The organism is Streptomyces sp. NBC_00335, assembly GCF_036127095.1.
GTDB lineage: Bacteria > Actinomycetota > Actinomycetes > Streptomycetales > Streptomycetaceae > Streptomyces.
In genome coordinates this window covers 8,605,974-8,625,670 of record NZ_CP108006.1, presented here as the reverse complement: position 1 = coordinate 8,625,670, position 19,697 = coordinate 8,605,974, and the positions used below count along the sequence as shown (strand labels likewise).

At 65.7% G+C, this 19,697-nt stretch carries 11 protein-coding genes and 2 pseudogenes; 8 read left to right on the top strand and 5 right to left on the bottom strand.

Annotated elements, in window-relative coordinates; genetic code table 11:
• Nucleotides 1–383: 383 nt before the first annotated feature.
• From OHA37_RS39060 to OHA37_RS39040, 5 genes and pseudogenes are all read left to right on the top strand, one after another.
• Nucleotides 384–3,989, top strand: coding sequence for a LamG-like jellyroll fold domain-containing protein (locus OHA37_RS39060; protein WP_266914015.1), 3,606 nt, complete (start codon nt 384–386; stop codon nt 3,987–3,989).
• Between the two features lie 313 nt (nt 3,990–4,302).
• Complete coding sequence (locus tag OHA37_RS39055; protein ID WP_266914014.1) at nt 4,303–10,749, top strand: RHS repeat domain-containing protein; 6,447 nt, start codon at nt 4,303–4,305, stop codon at nt 10,747–10,749.
• A complete protein-coding gene (locus OHA37_RS39050) occupies nt 10,739–11,113 on the top strand; it encodes an SCO4402 family protein (protein WP_443046279.1) in 375 nt (124 codons plus the stop codon). The genes OHA37_RS39055 and OHA37_RS39050 overlap by 11 nt, the downstream gene beginning before the upstream one ends.
• 441 nt (nt 11,114–11,554) lie before the next feature.
• On the top strand, nt 11,555–12,019 hold the full coding sequence (locus tag OHA37_RS39045; protein WP_266914012.1) for a YxiG-like protein: 465 nt from the start codon (nt 11,555–11,557) through the stop codon (nt 12,017–12,019).
• 56 nt (nt 12,020–12,075) lie between these two features.
• Nucleotides 12,076–12,267, top strand: a pseudogene (locus tag OHA37_RS39040) (transposase); the annotation flags it as partial.
• Between the two features lie 240 nt (nt 12,268–12,507).
• Here OHA37_RS39040 and OHA37_RS39035 read toward each other — a convergent pair.
• Complete coding sequence (locus tag OHA37_RS39035; protein ID WP_266914170.1) at nt 12,508–13,530, bottom strand: ABC transporter permease; 1,023 nt, start codon at nt 13,528–13,530, stop codon at nt 12,508–12,510.
• 103 nt (nt 13,531–13,633) lie between these two features.
• On the opposite strand from OHA37_RS39035, the gene OHA37_RS39030 reads away from it, so the two are divergent.
• Nucleotides 13,634–14,281, top strand: a complete 648-nt coding sequence (locus tag OHA37_RS39030) for a TetR/AcrR family transcriptional regulator (RefSeq protein ID WP_266914011.1) — start codon at nt 13,634–13,636, stop codon at nt 14,279–14,281.
• A 95-nt stretch (nt 14,282–14,376) separates the two neighbouring features.
• Here the strand turns inward: OHA37_RS39030 and OHA37_RS39025 are convergent, their stop codons facing one another.
• Genes OHA37_RS39025 through OHA37_RS39015 form a run of 3 tightly spaced genes read right to left on the bottom strand, consistent with a single transcriptional unit; the run spans nt 14,377 to nt 16,987 of the window.
• Entirely contained in the window at nt 14,377–15,135 is a 759-nt protein-coding gene (locus OHA37_RS39025; protein ID WP_266914010.1) for a DUF4097 family beta strand repeat-containing protein, read from the bottom strand.
• Between the two features lie 5 nt (nt 15,136–15,140).
• Nucleotides 15,141–15,785 carry a response regulator transcription factor gene (locus OHA37_RS39020; protein ID WP_266914009.1) on the bottom strand — a complete coding sequence of 215 codons (645 nt, stop codon included), beginning with the start codon at nt 15,783–15,785 and terminating at the stop codon, nt 15,141–15,143.
• On the bottom strand, nt 15,776–16,987 hold the full coding sequence (locus tag OHA37_RS39015) for a sensor histidine kinase (RefSeq protein WP_266914008.1): 1,212 nt from the start codon (nt 16,985–16,987) through the stop codon (nt 15,776–15,778). The genes OHA37_RS39020 and OHA37_RS39015 overlap by 10 nt, the downstream gene beginning before the upstream one ends.
• 314 nt (nt 16,988–17,301) lie before the next feature.
• Here OHA37_RS39015 and OHA37_RS39010 point away from each other — a divergent pair, with 314 nt between their 5' ends.
• Both OHA37_RS39010 and OHA37_RS39005 read left to right on the top strand, forming a co-directional pair.
• Complete coding sequence (locus tag OHA37_RS39010; RefSeq protein WP_266914007.1) at nt 17,302–17,649, top strand: hypothetical protein; 348 nt, start codon at nt 17,302–17,304, stop codon at nt 17,647–17,649.
• Between the two features lie 168 nt (nt 17,650–17,817).
• Entirely contained in the window at nt 17,818–18,864 is a 1,047-nt protein-coding gene (locus OHA37_RS39005) for a hypothetical protein (protein ID WP_266914005.1), read from the top strand.
• Nucleotides 18,865–18,894: 30 nt separating this feature from the next.
• On the opposite strand, the pseudogene OHA37_RS39000 reads toward OHA37_RS39005, so the two are convergent.
• Nucleotides 18,895–19,155 (bottom strand): annotated as a pseudogene (locus OHA37_RS39000) (Tn3 family transposase); the annotation flags it as partial.
• Nucleotides 19,156–19,697: the final 542 nt, after the last annotated feature.

Below are 19,697 nucleotides of genomic sequence, written 5' to 3'. Positions count from 1 at the left end.
GTCTTGGGAAGCGGTTTCACCGCCGAGCAGAGTCAGGACGGCCAATTCGCAATCTTCTGCACCACGACGGGGTCTAAGGCTGCTGCCATCGACCCTGCCTGGGGCGGGTCGGCGTCAAGCTGAGCCGTATTTCAGGTCAAAACGCCCCCAAGTATCAGCGAATAATTGGAATACCCATTTACGGCACTTGCGTGAATATCGAGAATGCAAAGTTCGGCCCAAACGTGTGTTGATCATTTTTAATCGAATGTTTAGTCTTGGCGTCCGGCCCTAAGTGCCGTTGCCGTGGGCCCGGGGGAGGCCCTTGTTGTTTTTCTCGGGTGGGGAATATGTCAGTAAGAGAACGGAGACGGCTTCGCCGTGCTCTGAGTGCCCTGTGTGGCTTGGCCCTGCTGGTCGGACTGCCGCCCGCGTACGGCGCAGCCGCGTCGGAGGTTCCACTGCCTGAGGGGCAGCGGGCGTTGAAGGAGGCCGCGGAAAGCGGCCGGCGCGTGGAAGTCATCGGTGAGCGTTCGGAGTTCACGACCACATATGCAAACCCGGATGGGGAGACGTTCCGTCTCGTCCAGTCGGTCGTGCCTGTGCGGGTGAAGAGCGCGGACGGCGCCTGGGTGGAGCCTGATGCAACATTGGTGACCCGTCCGGACGGAACGGTGGGGCCGAAAGCTGCCGTTGTCGGTCTGAGCTTCTCGGGCGGTGGTGCCGGGGCAGATTTGGTGCAGATTGAGCGGGAAGGCCGCACTCTCGCGCTGGGCTGGGCCAAGTCCTTGCCCAAGCCGACGCTTGAGGGGGCCAGTGCCACCTACGCGGAGGTGCTGCCGGGCGTCGACCTTCGTATGACGGCCACGGTGGAGGGTTTCCGTGAGGTCCTCGTCGTCAAGACTCCCCAGGCCGCAGCAAGTCCGGCGCTGAAGGAAGTCAAGTTCTCTCTCAAGGCCAAGGGGCTGGAGGTCTCCGGGTCCAAGGAGAACGGGCTGACCGCTTGGAACAGTGATGGTCAGACGGTCTTCGAGGCGCCGCCGGCGCTGATGTGGGACTCAAGCGGCTCGGAGAGCGCGCCTGCTCAGTCAACGGCCAAGGCGGCCTCCACCGCGATGCACTCCGTTGCCGCGGTGACTGCTGCAGAGCCGAGTCCCGCAGCCGGATCGGGAGAGGGTGGTGAGTCACCGTTCGATGGTCCTGGTCAGGGCGATCAGACGGCAAGCCTGCCCCTGGCTGTAGACGCCACGAGCCTCACGGTGGTCCCCGACGCCGAGCTCATGGCGCAGAAGGATCCTGCGGCCTTTCCTCTGTACATCGACCCGTCCGTCAACGCGGACTACAACGTTGAGCGCCTTCTGCTGCGCAACGACGGATACGCGAAGTACGGCTGGGAGAACGCCGACGACAACATGGGCCAGGGTGTGGGTGAGTGCGGGTCGTGGGCCGGCTACTACTGCGGCCCGGGGTACCTGCAGCGGCTCTACTTCCAGTTCACGCCGGACAACCTGCGCGGGAAGAGGGTCCTGGACGCGACCTTCACTATCACGGAGCCGTGGGCCTTCCAGTGCGAACCGCGAAACGTGTGGCTTGTGCGTACGGCGGGCAAGTTCACCAAGTCGACGACCTGGGGAAACAAGCCGGCCTACGCAGACCTGATGGGCGACCGCTCGGTGTCCGCGGGGCGGGGATCGGCGTGCGATCCGAACTCTCCGGCTGCGCCGATCGAGTTCAACGACAATCCCGATGAACCGGACGAGAACCTGACACCCACGGTCCAGGCCTGGGCGACCGGCAAGTCTCCACTGACTCTGGAACTGCGGGCCCAGAACGAGTACGACACGAGCGCCTGGAAGCGCTTCCGCAACGACGCCGCGCTCTCCGTGGACTACATCAGCAACCCGGCTGCGCCGACAGGCCAGACCATCGACGGCACCCCGTGCGAGAAGAACTTCGCTGAAGCGACCACCATCTCGCGCACCGATCCCGATCTGCGTGCCACGGCCAAGGTCTATCCGGGTGGCGAGGCGGAGGCGCGGCTGCGTGTGGCCTTCCTCATCGAGAGGCAGGAAGGGTCGAACTGGGTCAAGGTCAACAGCGGCCCCTTCATCGACAGCCCCAGCAACAGCTTCTACGGGGCTAATGCCTCGGTCCGCGCCGAACCGGAACTGATGCCGACCCTGCAGGACGGCAAGACGTACCGCATGCTCACATGGACCAGGTCCTTCGCCGCCGGAGCGGCGACCGCGGGAAGCGACTATGTCACCTGCTACTTCAAGGTGGACGCGTCGGCTCCCGGCCTCCCACGGATCTCGTTCGGCGGCCCCTACACCGAGTGCACCTCAACCAGCTGCACGGCCGCGGGCAGGCCCGGAGTACCGGGCAAGTTCACCTTCCGTCCTGCCGTCGGGGAGGACTCCAGTGTCGTCCAGTACATGTACAAGATGGACGGGGACACCAAATGGAACTACGTGCCGGCGACAGCCAGCTCCTCCATCGGAATTGCCCCGGATCATGCAGGGCTGAACAACCTGTACGTCAGGGGCGTGGACGCCGTGAACGGCGGGCGCCTGGGGCAGATGTCCTTGGTCCGGTTCTCCGTCAACGAGGACCCCGACCCGCTCGCGCACTGGAACTTCCACGACATGTCCGGTGACAATGCTGCAGACACCGCGACCAGGGACCTCTCGCCCAATCCGGCGGGCCTGCACAATGGTGCCCTTCGCCCCTCGGACGGTCGCCGCGGATGGCTCACCAACATCAATGACGAGGACAGAGCTCTGCGGCTCGACGGTGTCGATGACTACGCGGCGACCTCCGGGCCCGTGATCAACACCCAGGAGTCCTTCACCATCGCAGGCTGGGTACGCCCCGACCGGGTCGACACCACGTTCACCATGGCGGGCGTGGCCGGCAACTACATGAGCGCCGTCGCGATCACCCACCACGCGGGCGGAACCTGGTCGGTCTCGCTGCCCACCACGGACGACTCCACCGCCAGCAGCACCAAGTACGTCGTGAACGCCAAGGCGAAGACCGTTCCCAAGGTGTGGACCCACGTTGCCGCCGTGTACAGCAAGACGAACAAGCGGCTGCATCTGTTTGTCAACGGCGACTACCAGGGCGGGATCGACCTGCCCTCGGACTTCAAGCCCGTGGCTGCAACCGGTTCCCTGACGATCGGCCGGAATAAGGACCGTGGCGCCTGGGGGAACGACTTCCCCGGCCTCATCGACGAGGTCACCGTCTGGCAGTCCGACCTGAGCGCGGCATCGCTGAGCACCGACGTGCGGATGCACGACAAGGCCACGGGCCAGAACAGGGTCGAACTCGCGGCCCGCTGGAACCCTGACACTGTCGCCGGAAGGGTTCTGCCGGACACCTCCGGCTACGACCGCGACCTGACCTTGTCGACGGGAGCGACCATCGCCGGCGGGAAGCTGGTCCTCAACGGGACCACAGACGCCGCATGGGCAGCAGGCGCGCTCGTCGACGAAATGGGGTCATTCACCGCGACGGCCGAAGTCGAACTCGACCCGGCAAAGCTCGCCGCCAAGCCCAACGGGTACATCGCGCAGGTCCTGAGCCAGCGCGCCGACAGCGGCGCGACATGGGGCCTGTGGTTCAAGAAGACCGCTACCGAACCTATCCCCGATCACGACACCGGTGCGAATGTTGACACCGCGTTCGGCCAATGGTGTTTCGGCCGCCGCAATGCCGACGGCAGCGGCACTTGGTCGGCAAGCCCGCCCACGTCGAAGTTCGACACATCGGTGCAGGTCACCGTCGTCCATAACGCTCAGGACAACGAGCTGAAGCTGTACGTCGATGGCAACGAGGTCTCCAAGCAGGGCTCCTACTACGCCACCGAGTCCAACAGCACCTTCTTCTTGGTCGGCGCGAGCTTCGTCGACGGCGCCTGGGCCCACTTCATGCCCGGGAAGATCAACGACGTGCGCGTGTGGTCCGGAGCCATGTATGACGCCGAACAGGTCAAGGACTTGACCTAGTCCAGACACGGCTGCCGCCGGCCGATGGCAGCCAGGGCCTGCGCTGAGCGGCCGGGGTCGCAGAACGCGACCTCGGCCTGCCGCCCCCTCCTCTCCGTGTGCCCATCGCTAGTCACACGCACCTCTACCTTGCGGCTCGTCCGCTTCAGGAGTTTTTGTGTCCAAAAAGAGAAGTCTGTTGGCGAGAACACCGATCATCGGAGTCCTCGCCCTGGCCTTGTCCGTCACCGGTTCGATCGCACCCCTCGCTAGCGCCGCAGAGGCACCTGGCCGACCGTCGAGCCCCCAGCACCGGCCTGCGAAGGTAAACTCGGTGCCGGTCAAGGCGGTGGCCTCAGCCGATCTGATCGCCAAGCTGAAGGCCGAGGACAAGGCCCAAGCCGAGCGCGCGAAGGCCAATCCGAAGAACACCTGGCCCAAGCCCACCACCCTCAAGAACGACCTGAGCAGCGCCCCGGCCGCCAACTCCCTGGTGGCCGTCACCCGGCCGGCCAAGAGCGCCCGCGCGGGCGCCACCGCCTCCGGGCAGGCCACGGTGCAGGTGCTGGACCAGCAGGCGGCCCGCAAGGCCGGCATCACCGGTGTGCTGCTCACGGCCACCGCCGCCACCCCCGGCACCGCACGAGTCGAGGTGAACTACGACTCCTTCGCATCGGCCATCGGCGGCTCCTGGTCCACCCGCCTGGGCCTGGTGACGTTGCCCGGTTGCGCGCTGACCACTCCGGACAAGCCGGAGTGCCGCACGACCACACCCCTCGCCTCCAACAACGACATCGCCAGCCATGAGCTGTCCGCCAACGTCAACCTGGCCGGCGCAAAGCCGACCGCCACGGGCAGTGTCCTGCTCCCTTCTCAGGACGGACTCCCGAGCACGCCCTTGATGAGTGCCGCTTCGGCCGCACCCACCGTGCTCGCGGTGATGGCCACGACCCTCGCCTCGCCTTCGGGCGGCGGCGATTACAAGGCCACCCCGCTCGCCAGCTCTTCCAGCTGGCAGGCGGGCCGGTCATCGGGAGGGTTCAGCTGGTCCTATCCGATCACGGTGCCTCCCGCGGTAGCCGGCCCTGTGCCGGACCTGTCCCTGTCGTACGACTCGGGTTCCATCGACGGGCTCACTGCAAACACCAACAACCAGGGTTCCCAGGTCGGTGAGGGTTTCGACCTGTCCTCCTCTTCCTACATCGAGCGCAAGTACGGCTCATGCGAGGACGACGCCCAGACGGGCAAGGACGACCTGTGCTGGAAGTACGACAACGCTTCCCTCGTCCTGAACGGCCAGGCCAACGAACTGGTCAAGGACCCTTCGGACGCGACGGGCAACACTTGGCGGCTGAAGAACGACGACGCCACGAAGGTCATCCGCGGGCACGGTGCGGGCAGCAACGATGACGGCGACATCACCACAGACCCGAAAGACACCGACGGTGAATTTTGGAAGGTAGTCACCAGCACCGGCACCACCTACACCTTCGGCCTGAACAAACTTCCTGGTGCGCCCGCAGGCTCTGAGACCAACTCGGTCTGGACCGCTCCCGTCTTCGGTGACGACGAAGGCGAGCCCGGCTACAAGAAGAGCAGCAGCTTCTCCGGCCGTGCCGTTCAGCAGGCCTGGCGCTGGAACCTCGACCTGGTTCAGGACCTGCAGGGCAACGCCTCCACGTACTGGTATACGAAGGAGGCCAATTACTACGCGAAGAACGGCGACAAGACAACCGCTATCGGCTACAACCGTGGCGGCTATCTGAATGAGATCAAGTACGGCCAGCGGGCTGACGCACTCTTCACCGGCATCGCCTCCGGACGGGTCGAGTTCACCTATACGGAGCGCTGCGAGTCCGGCTGCTCCTCGCTCACGGAGGACACGGCCGACAACTGGCCCGACGTACCATTCGACACCATCTGCGCTGGTGGCGCGACGGACTGTAAAGCTACGGGGCCTTCGTTCTTCACTCGCAAGCGCCTGGAAAACATCACCACGCAGGTGTGGTCCACTGCACTTGAGCCGGACGCATTCACCAACGTCGATTCCTATGCCCTCGTCTCGGGGTACACGGCTCCGGTCGATCTCAACGACCCGAGCGAGCGGAGCCTGGTCCTCAAGTCGATCATCCGCACCGGCAAGAACGGCACCGCCCTCAAGCTGAACCCGGTCGACTTCACCTATGACAACCGGCCCAACCGGGTCGACGTTCCGACTGACGACATCCTGCCGATCAACCGTCCCCGCATCCGCACCATCACCTCGGAGACCGGAGCGACGACCGAGGTCACCCTCTCCGACCCGCAGTGTGTCAGCGGCAGCAAGATGCCGACCGCGGTCGACGACAATGACGACGCCACGCGCCCCTGCTACCCGGTTAAGTGGAAGGTCAACGGCGGTGATACGCGCCTGGACTGGTTCCACAAGTACCGCGTCACCAACGTCACCACCAAGGACGCCATTACCGCCGCCACCGTGTCCACCTCGTACGAGTACGAGAAGCCTGGCTGGCGCTACAACGACGACCCCATGACGAAGGAGAAGGATCGCACCTGGTCCAGCTGGCGCGGATACGGCAGGGTCACCACCTACACCGGCGCCGGCTCCAACCGCTCCAAGACCACCAACGTGTACATGCAGGGCATGTACGGCGACAAGACAGCCGACCCGAAGGTCACCCGCACCAACAAGGTGCCCGTCATCGACATCGACGGCACCGGCTCCATCGCGATCGCGGACTACACCGACTACGACCAGGTATCCGGCTTCCTTCGCCAGACGGTCACCTACAACGGCGCAACCGTCATAGGGTCCTCCCTGAACTACCCGGGGTACACGAACACAGCCACGCAGACCGTCTACAAGATGACGGATGCGGGTCAGGTCGCAAAGGACAGCGACGGCAAGCCCATCGTCGACAAGACCATCACTGCCTCGCGGGTTCGTACCTCGCGCACGTACAGCTACGCCTACCTCACCACCTCCGACACCTTCCGTCGGACCCAGACCGACTACCTGCACGACACGTATGGCATGGTCACGCGTGTCAACGCCTTGGGTGACTCGTACAAGAGCGGCGACGATACCTGTACAAACACCTGGTACGCCCGCAACCCGGCGGTGGGCCTGACCGACCTGGTTTCCCGTACCCGGACCGTGGCCCAGGCGTGCACCGATGCCGACGGCAACGACGTCACCGATGACAAGCTGACCCTGCCCAGCTCGCTCACCACCCGCGGTGACGTCATCTCCGACACCGCGACCGTCTACGACGACGCCACTGTCACCGGCTGGAAAGACGGGCTCGTCCCGACCAAGGGCCTGGCGACCTGGACAGGCCGGCCCAAGGCCTACCCCGCCGCCAACGGCACCAATCCGCGCACCCCGTCCGAGACGGACGGCTGGCAGAAGCTGTCCAGCACCACCTACGACACCCTCGGCCGGCCCCTGAGCGCCACCGACGCGGCAGGCAACACCTCCACCACCGCCTACACCCCGGCGACCGTCGGCCCACTCACGGCCAGCGTGAGCGCCAAGCCCGTGCTGGACTCCAACGGGCAGACCCACCGGACCTACGCCTACTTTGACCCCGCCCGCGGTGCGGTGATCAGAACCGTGGACGCCGGTTCGAAGCTCACCACCAGCGCGTACGACGCTCTCGGACGCGTCACCGGTACATGGTTCGGCAACCGCAGCCAGTCCGGGGGTGAGTCTCCGAACATTAAGTACGGATATTCCTTCCAGCGTGGCTCCTCACCCTGGACCTCCGTCACCCAGCTCAAGCACGACAACACCACCTACCAGACCCCCGTCTACTCCATCACCGACTCGCTGCTGCGTCCGCTGCAGACCCAGACCATCTCGCCCAACGGCGGACGGATCCTCACCGACACCCGCTACGACTCCCGCGGCCTGGCCTACGACACGTACGCCGATGCCTGGGACGACAAGAACGCGCCGGACGGTGACTACGACGCCGTCACCGCCGGAGGGCCCTTCCCGCAGACCAGGACCACCTTCGACGGTGCAGGCCGGCCCACGACCGCCGCGCTGTGGGTCAACGGCGCCAAGAAGTGGTCCACGACTACCAGCTACACCGGCGACTCGGTAGCCACCTCCGCGCCTGACGGAGGCACGGCCGCTCGTATCATCACCGACACGCTGGGACGGACGACAGAAACCCGCACCTACTCAGGCGAGCAGCCGGACGACGCTGCGTACGGCGCCACTCTCGGTACCGCGTACACCAGCGTTAAGTACGCGTATAACCGTGACGGTACGCCCGCCACGATTTCCGGGCCGGACGGCGCCAAGTGGTCGTACACCTACGACCTCTTCGGCCGTCAGCGCACTGCCACCGACCCGGACAGTGGCACGACCACCACGAACTACTCGTTGCTGGACCAGGTCTCCAGCACGGTCGACGCTCGTGGTAACACGCTCCTGTACGCCTATGACGAGCTCGGTCGCAAGACCGGCAAGTGGCAGACCTCCCGCACGGACGCCAACAAGCTGGCCGCCTGGACCTACGACACTCTCCTGCGGGGTGCGCCGACCGCCGCCACCAGCTACGTCGGCGGCACGACCGGCAAGGCCTACACCAAGAAGATCGCGGCGTACGACTACCTCGGCCGCCCCAGCGAGACCGAGCTGACGCTGCCCGCCGACGACCCGCTGGTCACTTCGGGTGCCGTCAGCGCGACCACCAAATACGGCACGAACCTCTGGGAAGACGGCACCGTCTCCTCCACGTCCGAGCCTGCGGCCGGCGGCCTCCCCTCGGAGACCATCTCCACCGACTACAACAGTTATCTGCTGCCGGACGGTCTCTCCGGTACCAGCGGGTACGTCCAGAGCGCCGGCTATTCGCCCCTCGGCCGGCTTGAGAGGATGAAGCTCTCGCGCTCGGGCGCGCTCGGCGTCAAGGACGTCGACATCGCCAACACCTTCGAGGAAGGCACGGGCCGCCTCAAGGCAACCACCGTCTACGAGCCGACCCACGGCCTCGTCCAGGACAGCACGTACACCCATGACGACGCCGGCAACGTCAAGTCGATCTTCGACAAGGCAACGGTCAGTGGCGCCAGCGCGGCCGACTACCAGTGCTTCACCTACGACGGCCAGCGCCGCGTCACCGAAGCCTGGACCCCGAAAACCGCCGACTGCGCCACTATCGGCCGGACCACGGCCAACCTCGGAGGTCCCGCCTCCTACTGGAAGTCCTACACCTACAACGCCGGCGGCCAGCGCGCCTCGGAAACCACGCACACGAGCTCCGCTACCACCGACCGCACCTACTGCTACGACACCACCCGCAAGCACGCCCTCGTCTCCACCACCGCCAACGCCGACTGCACGGGTGTCGCGGACCAGTACACCTACGACGACGGTGGCAATACCACCAAGCGCCTGCGCGGACCCACTACCACTACCAGTCAAACCCTGACCTGGAGCGGTGAGAACAAGCTCAGCAAGCTCGCAGAGGGAACCGACACCACCACCTACCTCTACGACGCCGACGGTGAACTGTTCATCCGCCGCAACACCGGCGGCGAAACGATCCTCTATGCCGGGGCCACCGAGGTCCACCTCGAAGGCACCAAGAAGTGGGCCAACCGCTACTACACCCTCGGCGGCCAGCGCGTAGCGGTCCGCAGCAACGAGACAGGCACCTCGAAGGTCTCCTTCCTCTCCGGTGACCACCACGGCACCTCCTCAGTCGCCATCGACAGCGGCGACGAGCAAACCGTCAGCAAGCGCTACATCACTCCATTCGGTGCGCCCCGCGGCGACTCCGTCGGCACCTGGCCGGACGACAAGCGCTTCCTCGGCAAGTCCGCCGACACCAACACAGCGCTCACCCACATCGGCGCCCGCGAATACGACCCCAACATCGGTCAATTCATCAGCGTCGACCCGCTGTTGATGCCTGATTCTCCGCAGTCGCTCAACGGCTACGGATATGCCAATAACAACCCTGTCACCACAGCAGACCCCACCGGCAGGTGCGCGGAGATCGACTGTCCCACCAGGCCCACAACAGAACAGGAAAACACCACCCCAGGAAACGAACCGGGCCAACCGAAGGTCTCACAGGGCGGCAGTGCCCCGCCGGCTCCCGAGGGGCAATACAAGACCACGTGCGGCCGATTCGAATGCAAAACGAAATGGGTGGAGCAGCCGCACGGGAATGACAAAGATTTCAAGGTCGGCCTAGTGTTGGGGGCAGTTCAGGTATTGACGGGGGGATGTATTGAGCACAAGGGCCTTTTTGTCACGCAGCCATGCTTCGGGGGTGTGGCAGAAGATCACGGAGTCGATCTGAGCTCTTCGGCATTCGAAGAAGGAATGGGATGGGGCTCACTCGTAGGAGGTGCTCGCCTAGGTACGTTCGCTCTGCGAGGAGCGAAGGCGGGGCCCAGCGGCCCTGTCGCCGGAGGTAAGCCAGTCGGTCCGGGTTGGTTCCCGTACGGGAGCGCGAAGGTCCCGAATAACTGGTCGGGGCCCCACATGACGAGCAAGTATAAGAAGAATGACAATAAGGCAGGTTTTGTGTGGCGCGCCCCGAGGGGCCAAGACAGCGTTCGCATCGACAGGGGAGACCTCAACTCTCAGTGGGCTACGCAACAAGTTGATCACGTAGTGATTAACTCTGGAGGTAGAATCGTAGGGCGTGGAGGTGAGCTCCTGCCCCCCAATGCGCGAATACAGGATTATCCGGTAGAGGCTCACATTCCGCTCAGCGAGTGGCAGACGTGGAGGACTTGGAATGCCCCCTAAGGGTCATGACCTTCAGACGCCATGGATACGAACGCAACTGATTGACTGGCTGGACAAGCTAGGGAATAGAGATTGGCAAGAGGAGAATTGGTTGCGTCAACCCTCAGGTGGATCCGGCCTTGATGAAGCGCTAGACTTTTTCGACGACTCGGGCGTCTTGGCCGAGCCGAGCGGGAGGCTGGGATTCGTTCTTTTTGACGACGTGGAAGTCTCTGCAATGACTGTCCTGAACTCTGCGCTTGATTCTGCTTTGTCTTCTGCATCAAACGATGCAGAGATAATTCATTCTCAAGCTTGGGGTGAAGTCGTCGCGGCGGCACGTGAAGCTCTGAACATCATGGGCGATTCGCGAAAAGAATCCTAGTAAATCGGATTGTCCCTAGCTCTCAAATTTGCCTCGAATGGTCCCTGCTGAACGATAGATGCGAAGGGCTCTACGGCTACAGCCGTAGAGCCCTTCGGTTCATGTCGGCTTCCCGACAGAGAAGTCAACCGTTGTGAGTCGGATCCGGTTTGGCGCAGGTTCTGGATGCTGTTGATGATCTTCGCTCGATTTAGCCGCTCTAACTGGCATCCCTCAATGCGCGTGAACCCTAGCAATCTGCACAGCGTTTCCGGTTGCGTTCTGCTAGCGGAAATTCAAGTGTTTGAGCGTGCGAGGTTGCACGGATTGAAGTTCGCAAGGATGGCTGCGAATCAGCGGGCCGGGATTCTAGGACTTGTCCGGGCGATCTCTGAGCCGACGAGTGCCTAACGCTCTGAATCTCGCTGTCGAAGGGCTTGCCGAGTGAGGTAGAAGAGCGGCATGGACACCGCAGAACTTCAGCGGACGCTGAACGAGCCCATCGAAGCCGTTGTCGTGCACCACGGATACACCACCTACATGCGCGACTACGAGGTCATCATCAATGTGTGGGACGGCCCCCAAAGCCCGTCGACCTACCTGCGGTATCTCCTCCGGTACTGCGTCGAGGCCCGATGCGAGACGTTCCTGTCCACGGATACCTGGCGGGATTCCTTGGACGAGCGGCTCCTCGACCGCGAAACCGCCATCGACCTCGACGGTTATGTCTGGGGCGCGAACCATCACGAGTTGTACGGAGCCGAGCTTCGTCTCCAGTCGGAGGCTGCCCTCCGCTGGTCGAAGGCTGTCGGGATCGACTTCCATGAGGTTCACATTGAGACCAACGCTCATGATCTGACCTTGGTCTTCTCAGACCTTGAGGTGAGCGAGGTGCCGGTCGGGTACGCACCCTTTATCGCGGACTGAGAGTCAGAATTCGTGTGATCTTGTGACGGGCGTGGGTCCGGGTCGTTGATGTGGACATGGGGCGGGGTGATCTGAGCGATGCGGAGTGGGAACGGCTAAGGCCGTTCCTGCCGGTCAGCAACAGGCGTTGTGGCAGGTGGCGGGACCACCGGCAGGTAATCGACGGGATTTTGCACCGGGTGCGGACCGGCGTTCAGTGGCGCGACCTGCCCGAACGGTTCGGTCCGTGGAAGACCGTCTACGAACGGCACCGCGGGATCTGTGGCCTTCCGGTTCCTCTCGCCCCGCTCCCGGATGAGGGCGGTGACGTGGCACGCCCGGCGCGGCGGGGCCGGTTGCCACCCGCACTGCTCCGACGTCCCCAGAACGATCCCGAAGATCCACGGCCGGCATTCAGCCCTTGGGGATTGGTTTCGGTGTTTCGCTGTAGGGGCTTTCCATCCGAGCGAGCTGAGGCGGCTGTCACCGCGATTGGCTTCCGGTCGGCTTCAGCCGACCGGAACGGCCTCCGGTGCCTGCCGCGGCACGGCGGCGGATGTGGAGGCGGGGCGGCGCGGGCGGGCGAGCAGGACGGCGGCCAAGCCGGCGATCACCCAGATGGTCAGCGTGATCAATGGCCGCCCGGCCCCTGCGCCGTCGAAGAACGCCACGGACCGCACCAGTGAGCCACCAGCGCCGGGCGCCAGCCACTGGCCGATCAGCCCGGCCGGCTCGGGCAGCAGCTCAGGGGCGGAGGTCATGCCCGAGAACGCGTTGCCGACCATCATGGAGAGCAGGGCGCCGACGCCTATGCCGGCCGGGCCGATCAGTGCCGCGAGCCCGGCCACGGTGGCACCGACCGCGAGGGCCGTGAGGCCGAGTGCGCCGGCTTCGGCCCACCAGTTGCCCGTGAGCGCGCCGAGCCAGCTGTGGGTGAGCGCGGCTGCCACGATGCCGACCAAGGCGGCCGATCCGAGAAGTGCCAGGACTCCGCGGGTACCGCGCAGTCCGAGGAGCGTGATGACGGCGCCGGCCGCGATTCCCGCGAGGGTCATCGGAAGCAGGCTGGAGTTGAGTACGGCGCCGCGTGGGTCGTTGGCCGGCGCTGCGACCACATCGGTGATCTGAACCTGCGTGCCTTGCGGGCTCCCCGCGGTTACTGCCTGCTGCAGCAGCTGGGCCACCACCGTGCTCGCGGCCGAGGCGGTGAGCAGCTTCGGGCCCTGCTGGGTGACGACGACCGCGCCGTATACCGTCCGGGCCTCGATGGCTGCGCCGGCCGCGGCTTCGTCGGCGTACCGGTGGATCTCGAACGCGCCCGGCTTCTGCTGCAATTGCTTCTGAACGCCTTCGGCCGCCGCCGCGGGGCCCGCGACGCCGATGGGGAGATCGCGCGGTGCGATCCGTCTGGCCGGCCATGCGAACGCCCACAGGGCAAGGGTCACGAACACCGGGATCAGGACTATGACAGCGATCAGACGCCTGCCCTGTCGCGGAGACGGCGGTGCGGAAGTTGCGGAGGCGGTGGACATCAAGACTCCCAAAGCAAAAAGAATGAGCATTCGTTTTAGATGGGTCACTGTGTTGCAGGCGGTGACGCTTGTCAAGAACGAATGCTCGTTCTACGTTGAGCGCATGGCTCGCGTATCCCAGGAACACCTCGACGCCCGCCGCCGCCAGATTCTGGACGGCGCCACGCGTTGCTTCAGCCGCAACGGCTTCCACACCGCGTCGATGCAGGACGTCCTGCGCGAGGTCGGTCTCTCCGCGGGCGCGGTCTACCGCTACTTCACCGGCAAGGACGAGCTGATCGCGGCCATCGCGACCGAGGCTCTCGCCACCGTCCGGGCCGCGTTCGAGCGAGCTGCCGAGGAGCACCCGCCGCCACTGCCTGACGTACTGCTCACCCAGACCCTCGGCGATGTGCTGGCCGGAGGGGTGCTCGGCAGCGGCGGCCCGGGAGCCGGCGACGAGCCCGAGTTTCCCCGAGTGGCCCTGCAGGTATGGGCGGAAACGCTGCGCAACCCGGAGTTGGCCAAGGTGCTGCGCCAGGGGTTCGACGAGATGCACGAGACCTGGAGCAAGATCGTCACGGCCTACCAGGAGGCCGGACTGATGAGGGCCGACGTACCGGCCGACCGCGTGGCGCGCTCCTTGATGGCACTGGCGCAGGGGTTCATCGCCCAGCAAGCCCTGTTCGGAGATGTAGAGGTCGAACAGGTGCGGGACGGGCTGAGCGGCCTGATGTCCATGACGGAACCCGCGTCGGCTGACCACATATGAAACACGCCCACGCGGTTCCCGGCTGATTGACGTCTGCCCGTGTCCGCCTGACGGCACGCCTGTTCCTATTTCCGGCGTATTCCGGTTGGCCTCCGTCAATGGTGGATGTCGATACCGCCGTTGTTCGTCTTCACCGTCACGGTGTGGCTGGCCTTGCGGTCGACCGGGATGTCGATCTTGGGGGTGCTGTTGGCACTGGTGGCCTGGATGTAGTAGCCGGAGGAAGGCAGGGTGAGGTCGACGCCGCCGGTGCCGGTGGTCACGTTCGTCATGGTGGGGGCTGTGCGGAATGCGGCCCTGACCTCGCCATCCGTCGTCGTGGCTTCGAACCGGTCGGACGTGGCGCCGGCCACATGGATCTGGCCGGTGGTGCTGTTCAGGGCGAGCGGCCCGGAGAGGTCGGTGAGGTCGATGCCCCCGGAGCGGGTCCTGATGTCGAGACTGCCGGCGAGGCCTCGCGCGGTGGTCCCCCCGTCGACGGTGGTCACCTTCACCGCGAGCTTTTCCGGCAGCGAGATGTCGAGACGGAAATCGTCGCAGTCGCCGGAGCACGACTGGGACACGGTGATGATCGCGCCGGCCGTGCTGGTCGTCAGCTTCGGCGGGGTGCTGCCGGTGTACTTGCCGGTGGCGGAGACATGCACGAAGGAGTCGCTGCTTGCCTTCAGTTGGACGCCCGCGTTCGCGGTGTCGATGCTCAGCAGGGTGGCGGCGGACGCGTCGGCCTGGCCGGCTGCGGAGAAGCTCTCGCGGCCTTTTATCACGCTGAGCACGGACCAGGCGCCTACGGCGACGACGACGAGCAGGACGATCAGGCCGCTGCTGATGATGAACCGGCTCTTGACAGAGGACATTGCTTTCAAGCTCCCAAGTAGCGCAGGACTGCCCGGACCCGGCGGTTCTCGCCGTCCTCCGGGTGCAGTCCGAACTTCGCGAAAATGTTGCTGATGTGTTTTTCGACTGCGGCGGGACCGATGACCAGTTGTGCGGCGATCCCCGAGTTCGAACGGCCCTCGGCCATGCCTGACAGGACGTCCTTCTCCCGGGGGGACAGCGCGGTGAGCGGGTCCCGCTTGCGGGTGCGCGCCAGAACCTGCTTGACCACCTCGGGATCGAGGACGGTGTCCCCCAGCGTGATCCGCTTCAGGGCGTCGACGAAGTCGTCGACGTCGGAGACCCGGTCCTTGAGCAGATAGCCGACCCCTCTGGTGTCGTCGGCGATCAAGTCGATGGCGTAGCTCTCCTCGACGTACTGGGAGAGGACGAGCACGCCGACCTCGGGCCAGCGGTTACGGATGACCAGTGCGGCGCGCAGACCCTCGTCGACGAAGGTGGGCGGCATGCGTACGTCGACAACGCACACGTCGGGATGGTGCTCGGCGACGGCTCTCAGCAAGGCTTCGCCGTCGCCGACCGCGTCCACCACCTCGATGCCCTGCTCCTCCAGGAGCAGGGCGATCCCCTGCCGCAGCAGCGTGGAATCCTCGGCGATCACTACGCGCATTTCATGTCCACTTCGATGAGGGTCGGCCCGCCGACCGGGCTGGAGACCGTCAGCTTGCCGTCGACCCCGGAGACCCGGTCCGCGAGGCCGCTCAGGCCGCTGCCCCGCCCGAGGGTCGCCCCGCCGATACCGTTGTCGCCGATCGTCACCGTCAGTCGGTCGTCGATACGGCGGATCGTCACCCAGGCGGTGTTCGCCGCGGCGTGCTTGGCCACGTTGGTCAGGGCCTCGCTCACCACGAAATAGGCGATGCCCTCAACCGTGGTGGACGGCCTCGGTACGGCATCGACGTCGATCGTGACCGGGATCGGGGAACGGGCGGCCACCGCGGACAGCGCGGCGTCCAGCCCCCGGTCGGTGAGGACCGGCGGGTGCAGTCCCCGGGTCAGGTCGCGCAGCTCGGTGATGGCCTGGCGGGCTTCGCTGCGGGCACTCTCGATCAGCTCCACGGTTTCGGGGTGTCCCGCGCCCTTGAGCCGTGAGCTGGCCCGGCCCAAAGTCATTGCCATGGCGACGAGACGCTGCTGCGCACCGTCGTGCAGATCGCGCTCGATCCGCCGCCTCTCGGCCTCCGCGGCGTCGACCACCCGTGCCCGGCTGGCCGTCAGGTACGCGACCTGCTGGGTGAGTCGGGTGTCCCGGGATGTGGCGACCAGAGTGCGGGCGAGGGAGATGTCCAGGGCTCGCAGGATGCGTACCACCACCGGTGACACCGTCAGGCCGGCAAGCACTCCGACCGCCGCGACGGCCCAGGCCGTGCCCGTGTTGTCGATGTTCAGCGGACCGATCGCGGCCCGCCCCAGGGGCAGCTCCGCGTAGTAGAAGGGCAGCAGGGCCAGCATCATCGGGCCGGCCCAGGCCAGGGCGACCGCGACCACGTTCAGGGCAGACACCGGGATCAGCAGCGCGAAGTAGCAGGCCTGCCGCCGCGTCGAGCGGCTGGTCAGCACGGTGAGCGTGGACCGCAGCAGGTTCACGGACAGTTCCGGAGCCGGCTGTGCGGGAATCTCCAGCCCGCACAGGATGGCGTACCGGTCGCGCTCGGCATCGGCGAGCCGATGGAGCAGCCAGGCCGCCGCGATCACCAGCGGTGCGCCGATGAGGGCGACCGGCAGCAGGCAGATGCCGGTCACCAGCAGCATCAGCACGGCGAAGCCGGCGAGCGCGGATATGCCGTCGGCCGCCAGGTGCGCGGACGCCAACCACAGCTGGGGCGATTTCAGGGCCCGCACGGGATTGCGCGGCAGAACCTGGCCCGGGGTACCCGTCTGCGAATTCGGCTTCCCGGTCACCTGATCCGGCCCGCACCACCTGTCGGGGCCGGCATCCCGGCTCCTGTACTCGTCCATCGCGGTCCCATGCTTCTCGATTCATCCGCTGACTCCGAAAACACTAGGCGGGTGGCCCGCGTCAGCGGCACGCGGACAACCCACGAGTCCGAGGTAGGGAAAACCCACCGCCGGTCCGTGGGCAGGCAGGCCTGGCAGCGGAGGCTTTGACGGACAGAGTTGTGGCCATGGCAGCGAACCAGTTGATGACGGAGGACAGCTCGATGACCACAACCCGGGTGTCCTGCGGCGATCCGCTTCTCTTTGAGGGCCGCTTCGGCGACCTCATCGACGACCGTGTGGCCGAGGCTCTCGACGAGCTCCTCGGCGAGAGCCTCGACGCGGCCATCGCCGCGCGGCTCGGGCGGTACCGAAAGCGGGACTGGCCCTTGATGGTGTTGCTGGTCGCGATGGTGTCCGGCCTGTCCGTGGTGCTGGTGGACCACCCCGGCGCCGTGGCGACGCTGTGGGTGGCCGCGGCGGTCATCTGCGCCTGCCGGACGCGGATCTGCCGGCCGTACGGCCCTGGCAGGTGAGCACCAGCAGTACGGCGCCCCCACCGTGCCGCAGCGCCTCCCCCGGAGGCTCCGTCATCGGCCCCCAACTCCCAGCCCTTCCACCCTGCACGTCTACGACGCAACCTGCGGCACTGGCTGCGTCAACGACGAGCTCCGTTGTCAGAGTCACTTGGCAAGATCGCGGCTATGAACAGCACTCCGACGACGCCTCCCCGACCGTACGACGTCACCGTGATCTTCCCACAGCTCGCTCCGCTGGCCCGCACGGCGACCCGGTTGCACCCCCGCCGGGGGACCCCGTCACCGCAGGACAGCTCCATCGGCGGACCGCTGCTGTGGCCCGCCGGCGAGCCGTGGCCGCACTGCGAGGGACCTCATGTGGTGGACGGGAACGACCTGGCCCTGTCGCCGGCGGACGTGAGGCTAAAGCGGCGAATCACTACCGCCTCCCGCGGACGGATCCTGACCGAGCAGGAACGAGAAACCCTGGAGCGGATCATCCCTCCCCGGAAACACCCCGTGAAGGTCGCGATCGGTCCGTATGAGGGTTCCATCGCGATGCTGCCGGTCGCGCAGCTGTACAAGCGGGACGTGCCCGATCTGCCCATACCCGAAGGAATGGACCTGCTCCAGGTCCTGTGGTGCCCCTTCGACCACCCGATCATGCCCAAGACCGCGCTGTTCTGGCGGTCGGCAGCCACGGTCACCGACATCCTCGCCACGCCCCCCGAACCGCCCGCGATGCAGTTCGACGACTATCTCCCCGAGCCGTGCCTGCTCCACCCGGAGCAGGTCACCGAATACCCCGACCACCTGGAGGTGAGCAAGGAACTGCAGGAGCAGCTGGGGAACCTGAGCGTGTGGCAGGCCGCCAACGTGGAGATGGACAGCGAAGAACTTCCGTGGCCGGAGGAGTTCTACGACAAAGAACTGGCCGGCGCGCCCGGCTGGAAGGTCGGCGGCTGGCCACGGTGGACTACCACCGACCCGGGCCCCCGGCCCTGCCCGACCTGCGGCAGAGACATGGACGCCCTGCTCACCATCGCCACGTACGAGGACAACGACGACAGCAGTTGGCTCGCACACCAGGAACCGGAAGATGCATCACTTCCAGGCTTCGACCCCTACGAACGGAGCCAGCCCACTGCCGTCCAGATCGGCCGCGGCTACGACCAGCAGCTCTACGTCTGCCCTGCGGCGCCCGAGCACCCCCACTCCGAGCTGATGCACTAGCCATCTACACGAGACCGGGCCTGTCCCTCCCTACCCGTCGTCGTCCTCGTCGAGCTCGACCGCATCAGGGTCCCGTAGCGGCCGCAAGCCGCCGACCGCCGGGGTGGAGGCGGTGAAGCTGTAGCGGCCGAGCACGTTGAGATTCGCATGCTTGAGCGGGGAGAGCCGGGCGATGTCCTCGTCCCGCGGCTCGTGGCCCTCGGCACGGAGCTGGGCGACGACGGCGTCGATGTACTTCGTGGTCCAGAGCACGATGGCGTTGAGGACCAGGCCGAGCGCGCCGAGCTGGTCCGTCGAGGGGAGAACGCTCGTTGCGGCGTGCACCTCGGCGTCCCGACTGTTGGCCCTCCCCCGCGGGGTCGGACTGGTCGCCGTTCTGCTCGATGTGCGCCATCTTCAGTTGTTCCTTCCGTTCACCGACGCCGTGTGCGCCCGTCGAAGGCGGGGTCTGGTTGAAGAACCCGCCATCTGCGATGCGCCCGCGGTGAACTGCGAACAACCGGAAGTCTATGTGGCGTTAGGGGGGCCGCCCCAATCGAGGCGGGGTCCCGCGCGCCGCTCACAACCAAGGATTCGATGGTGACCTGGGTGTTGCGGGAGGTCCGTTGCTTTAAGGGGACACCTCACCTGCGACGGGATATGACGAGCGGTCATACGACTGTGGAAGAAGTGAACGGAATCCTCGGCGCCCTACATTCACCGGTTTGCCTGACGGCAAGATCCTTTGTTGGCTCAGGGCACTCCGGAGCCCCGGGGTGGGCTCCGGGGTGCCTTCCGAACTGATCAGATGACGTCAGACCCATCGGAACCAACAGGGTCAACTGTGACTTAGC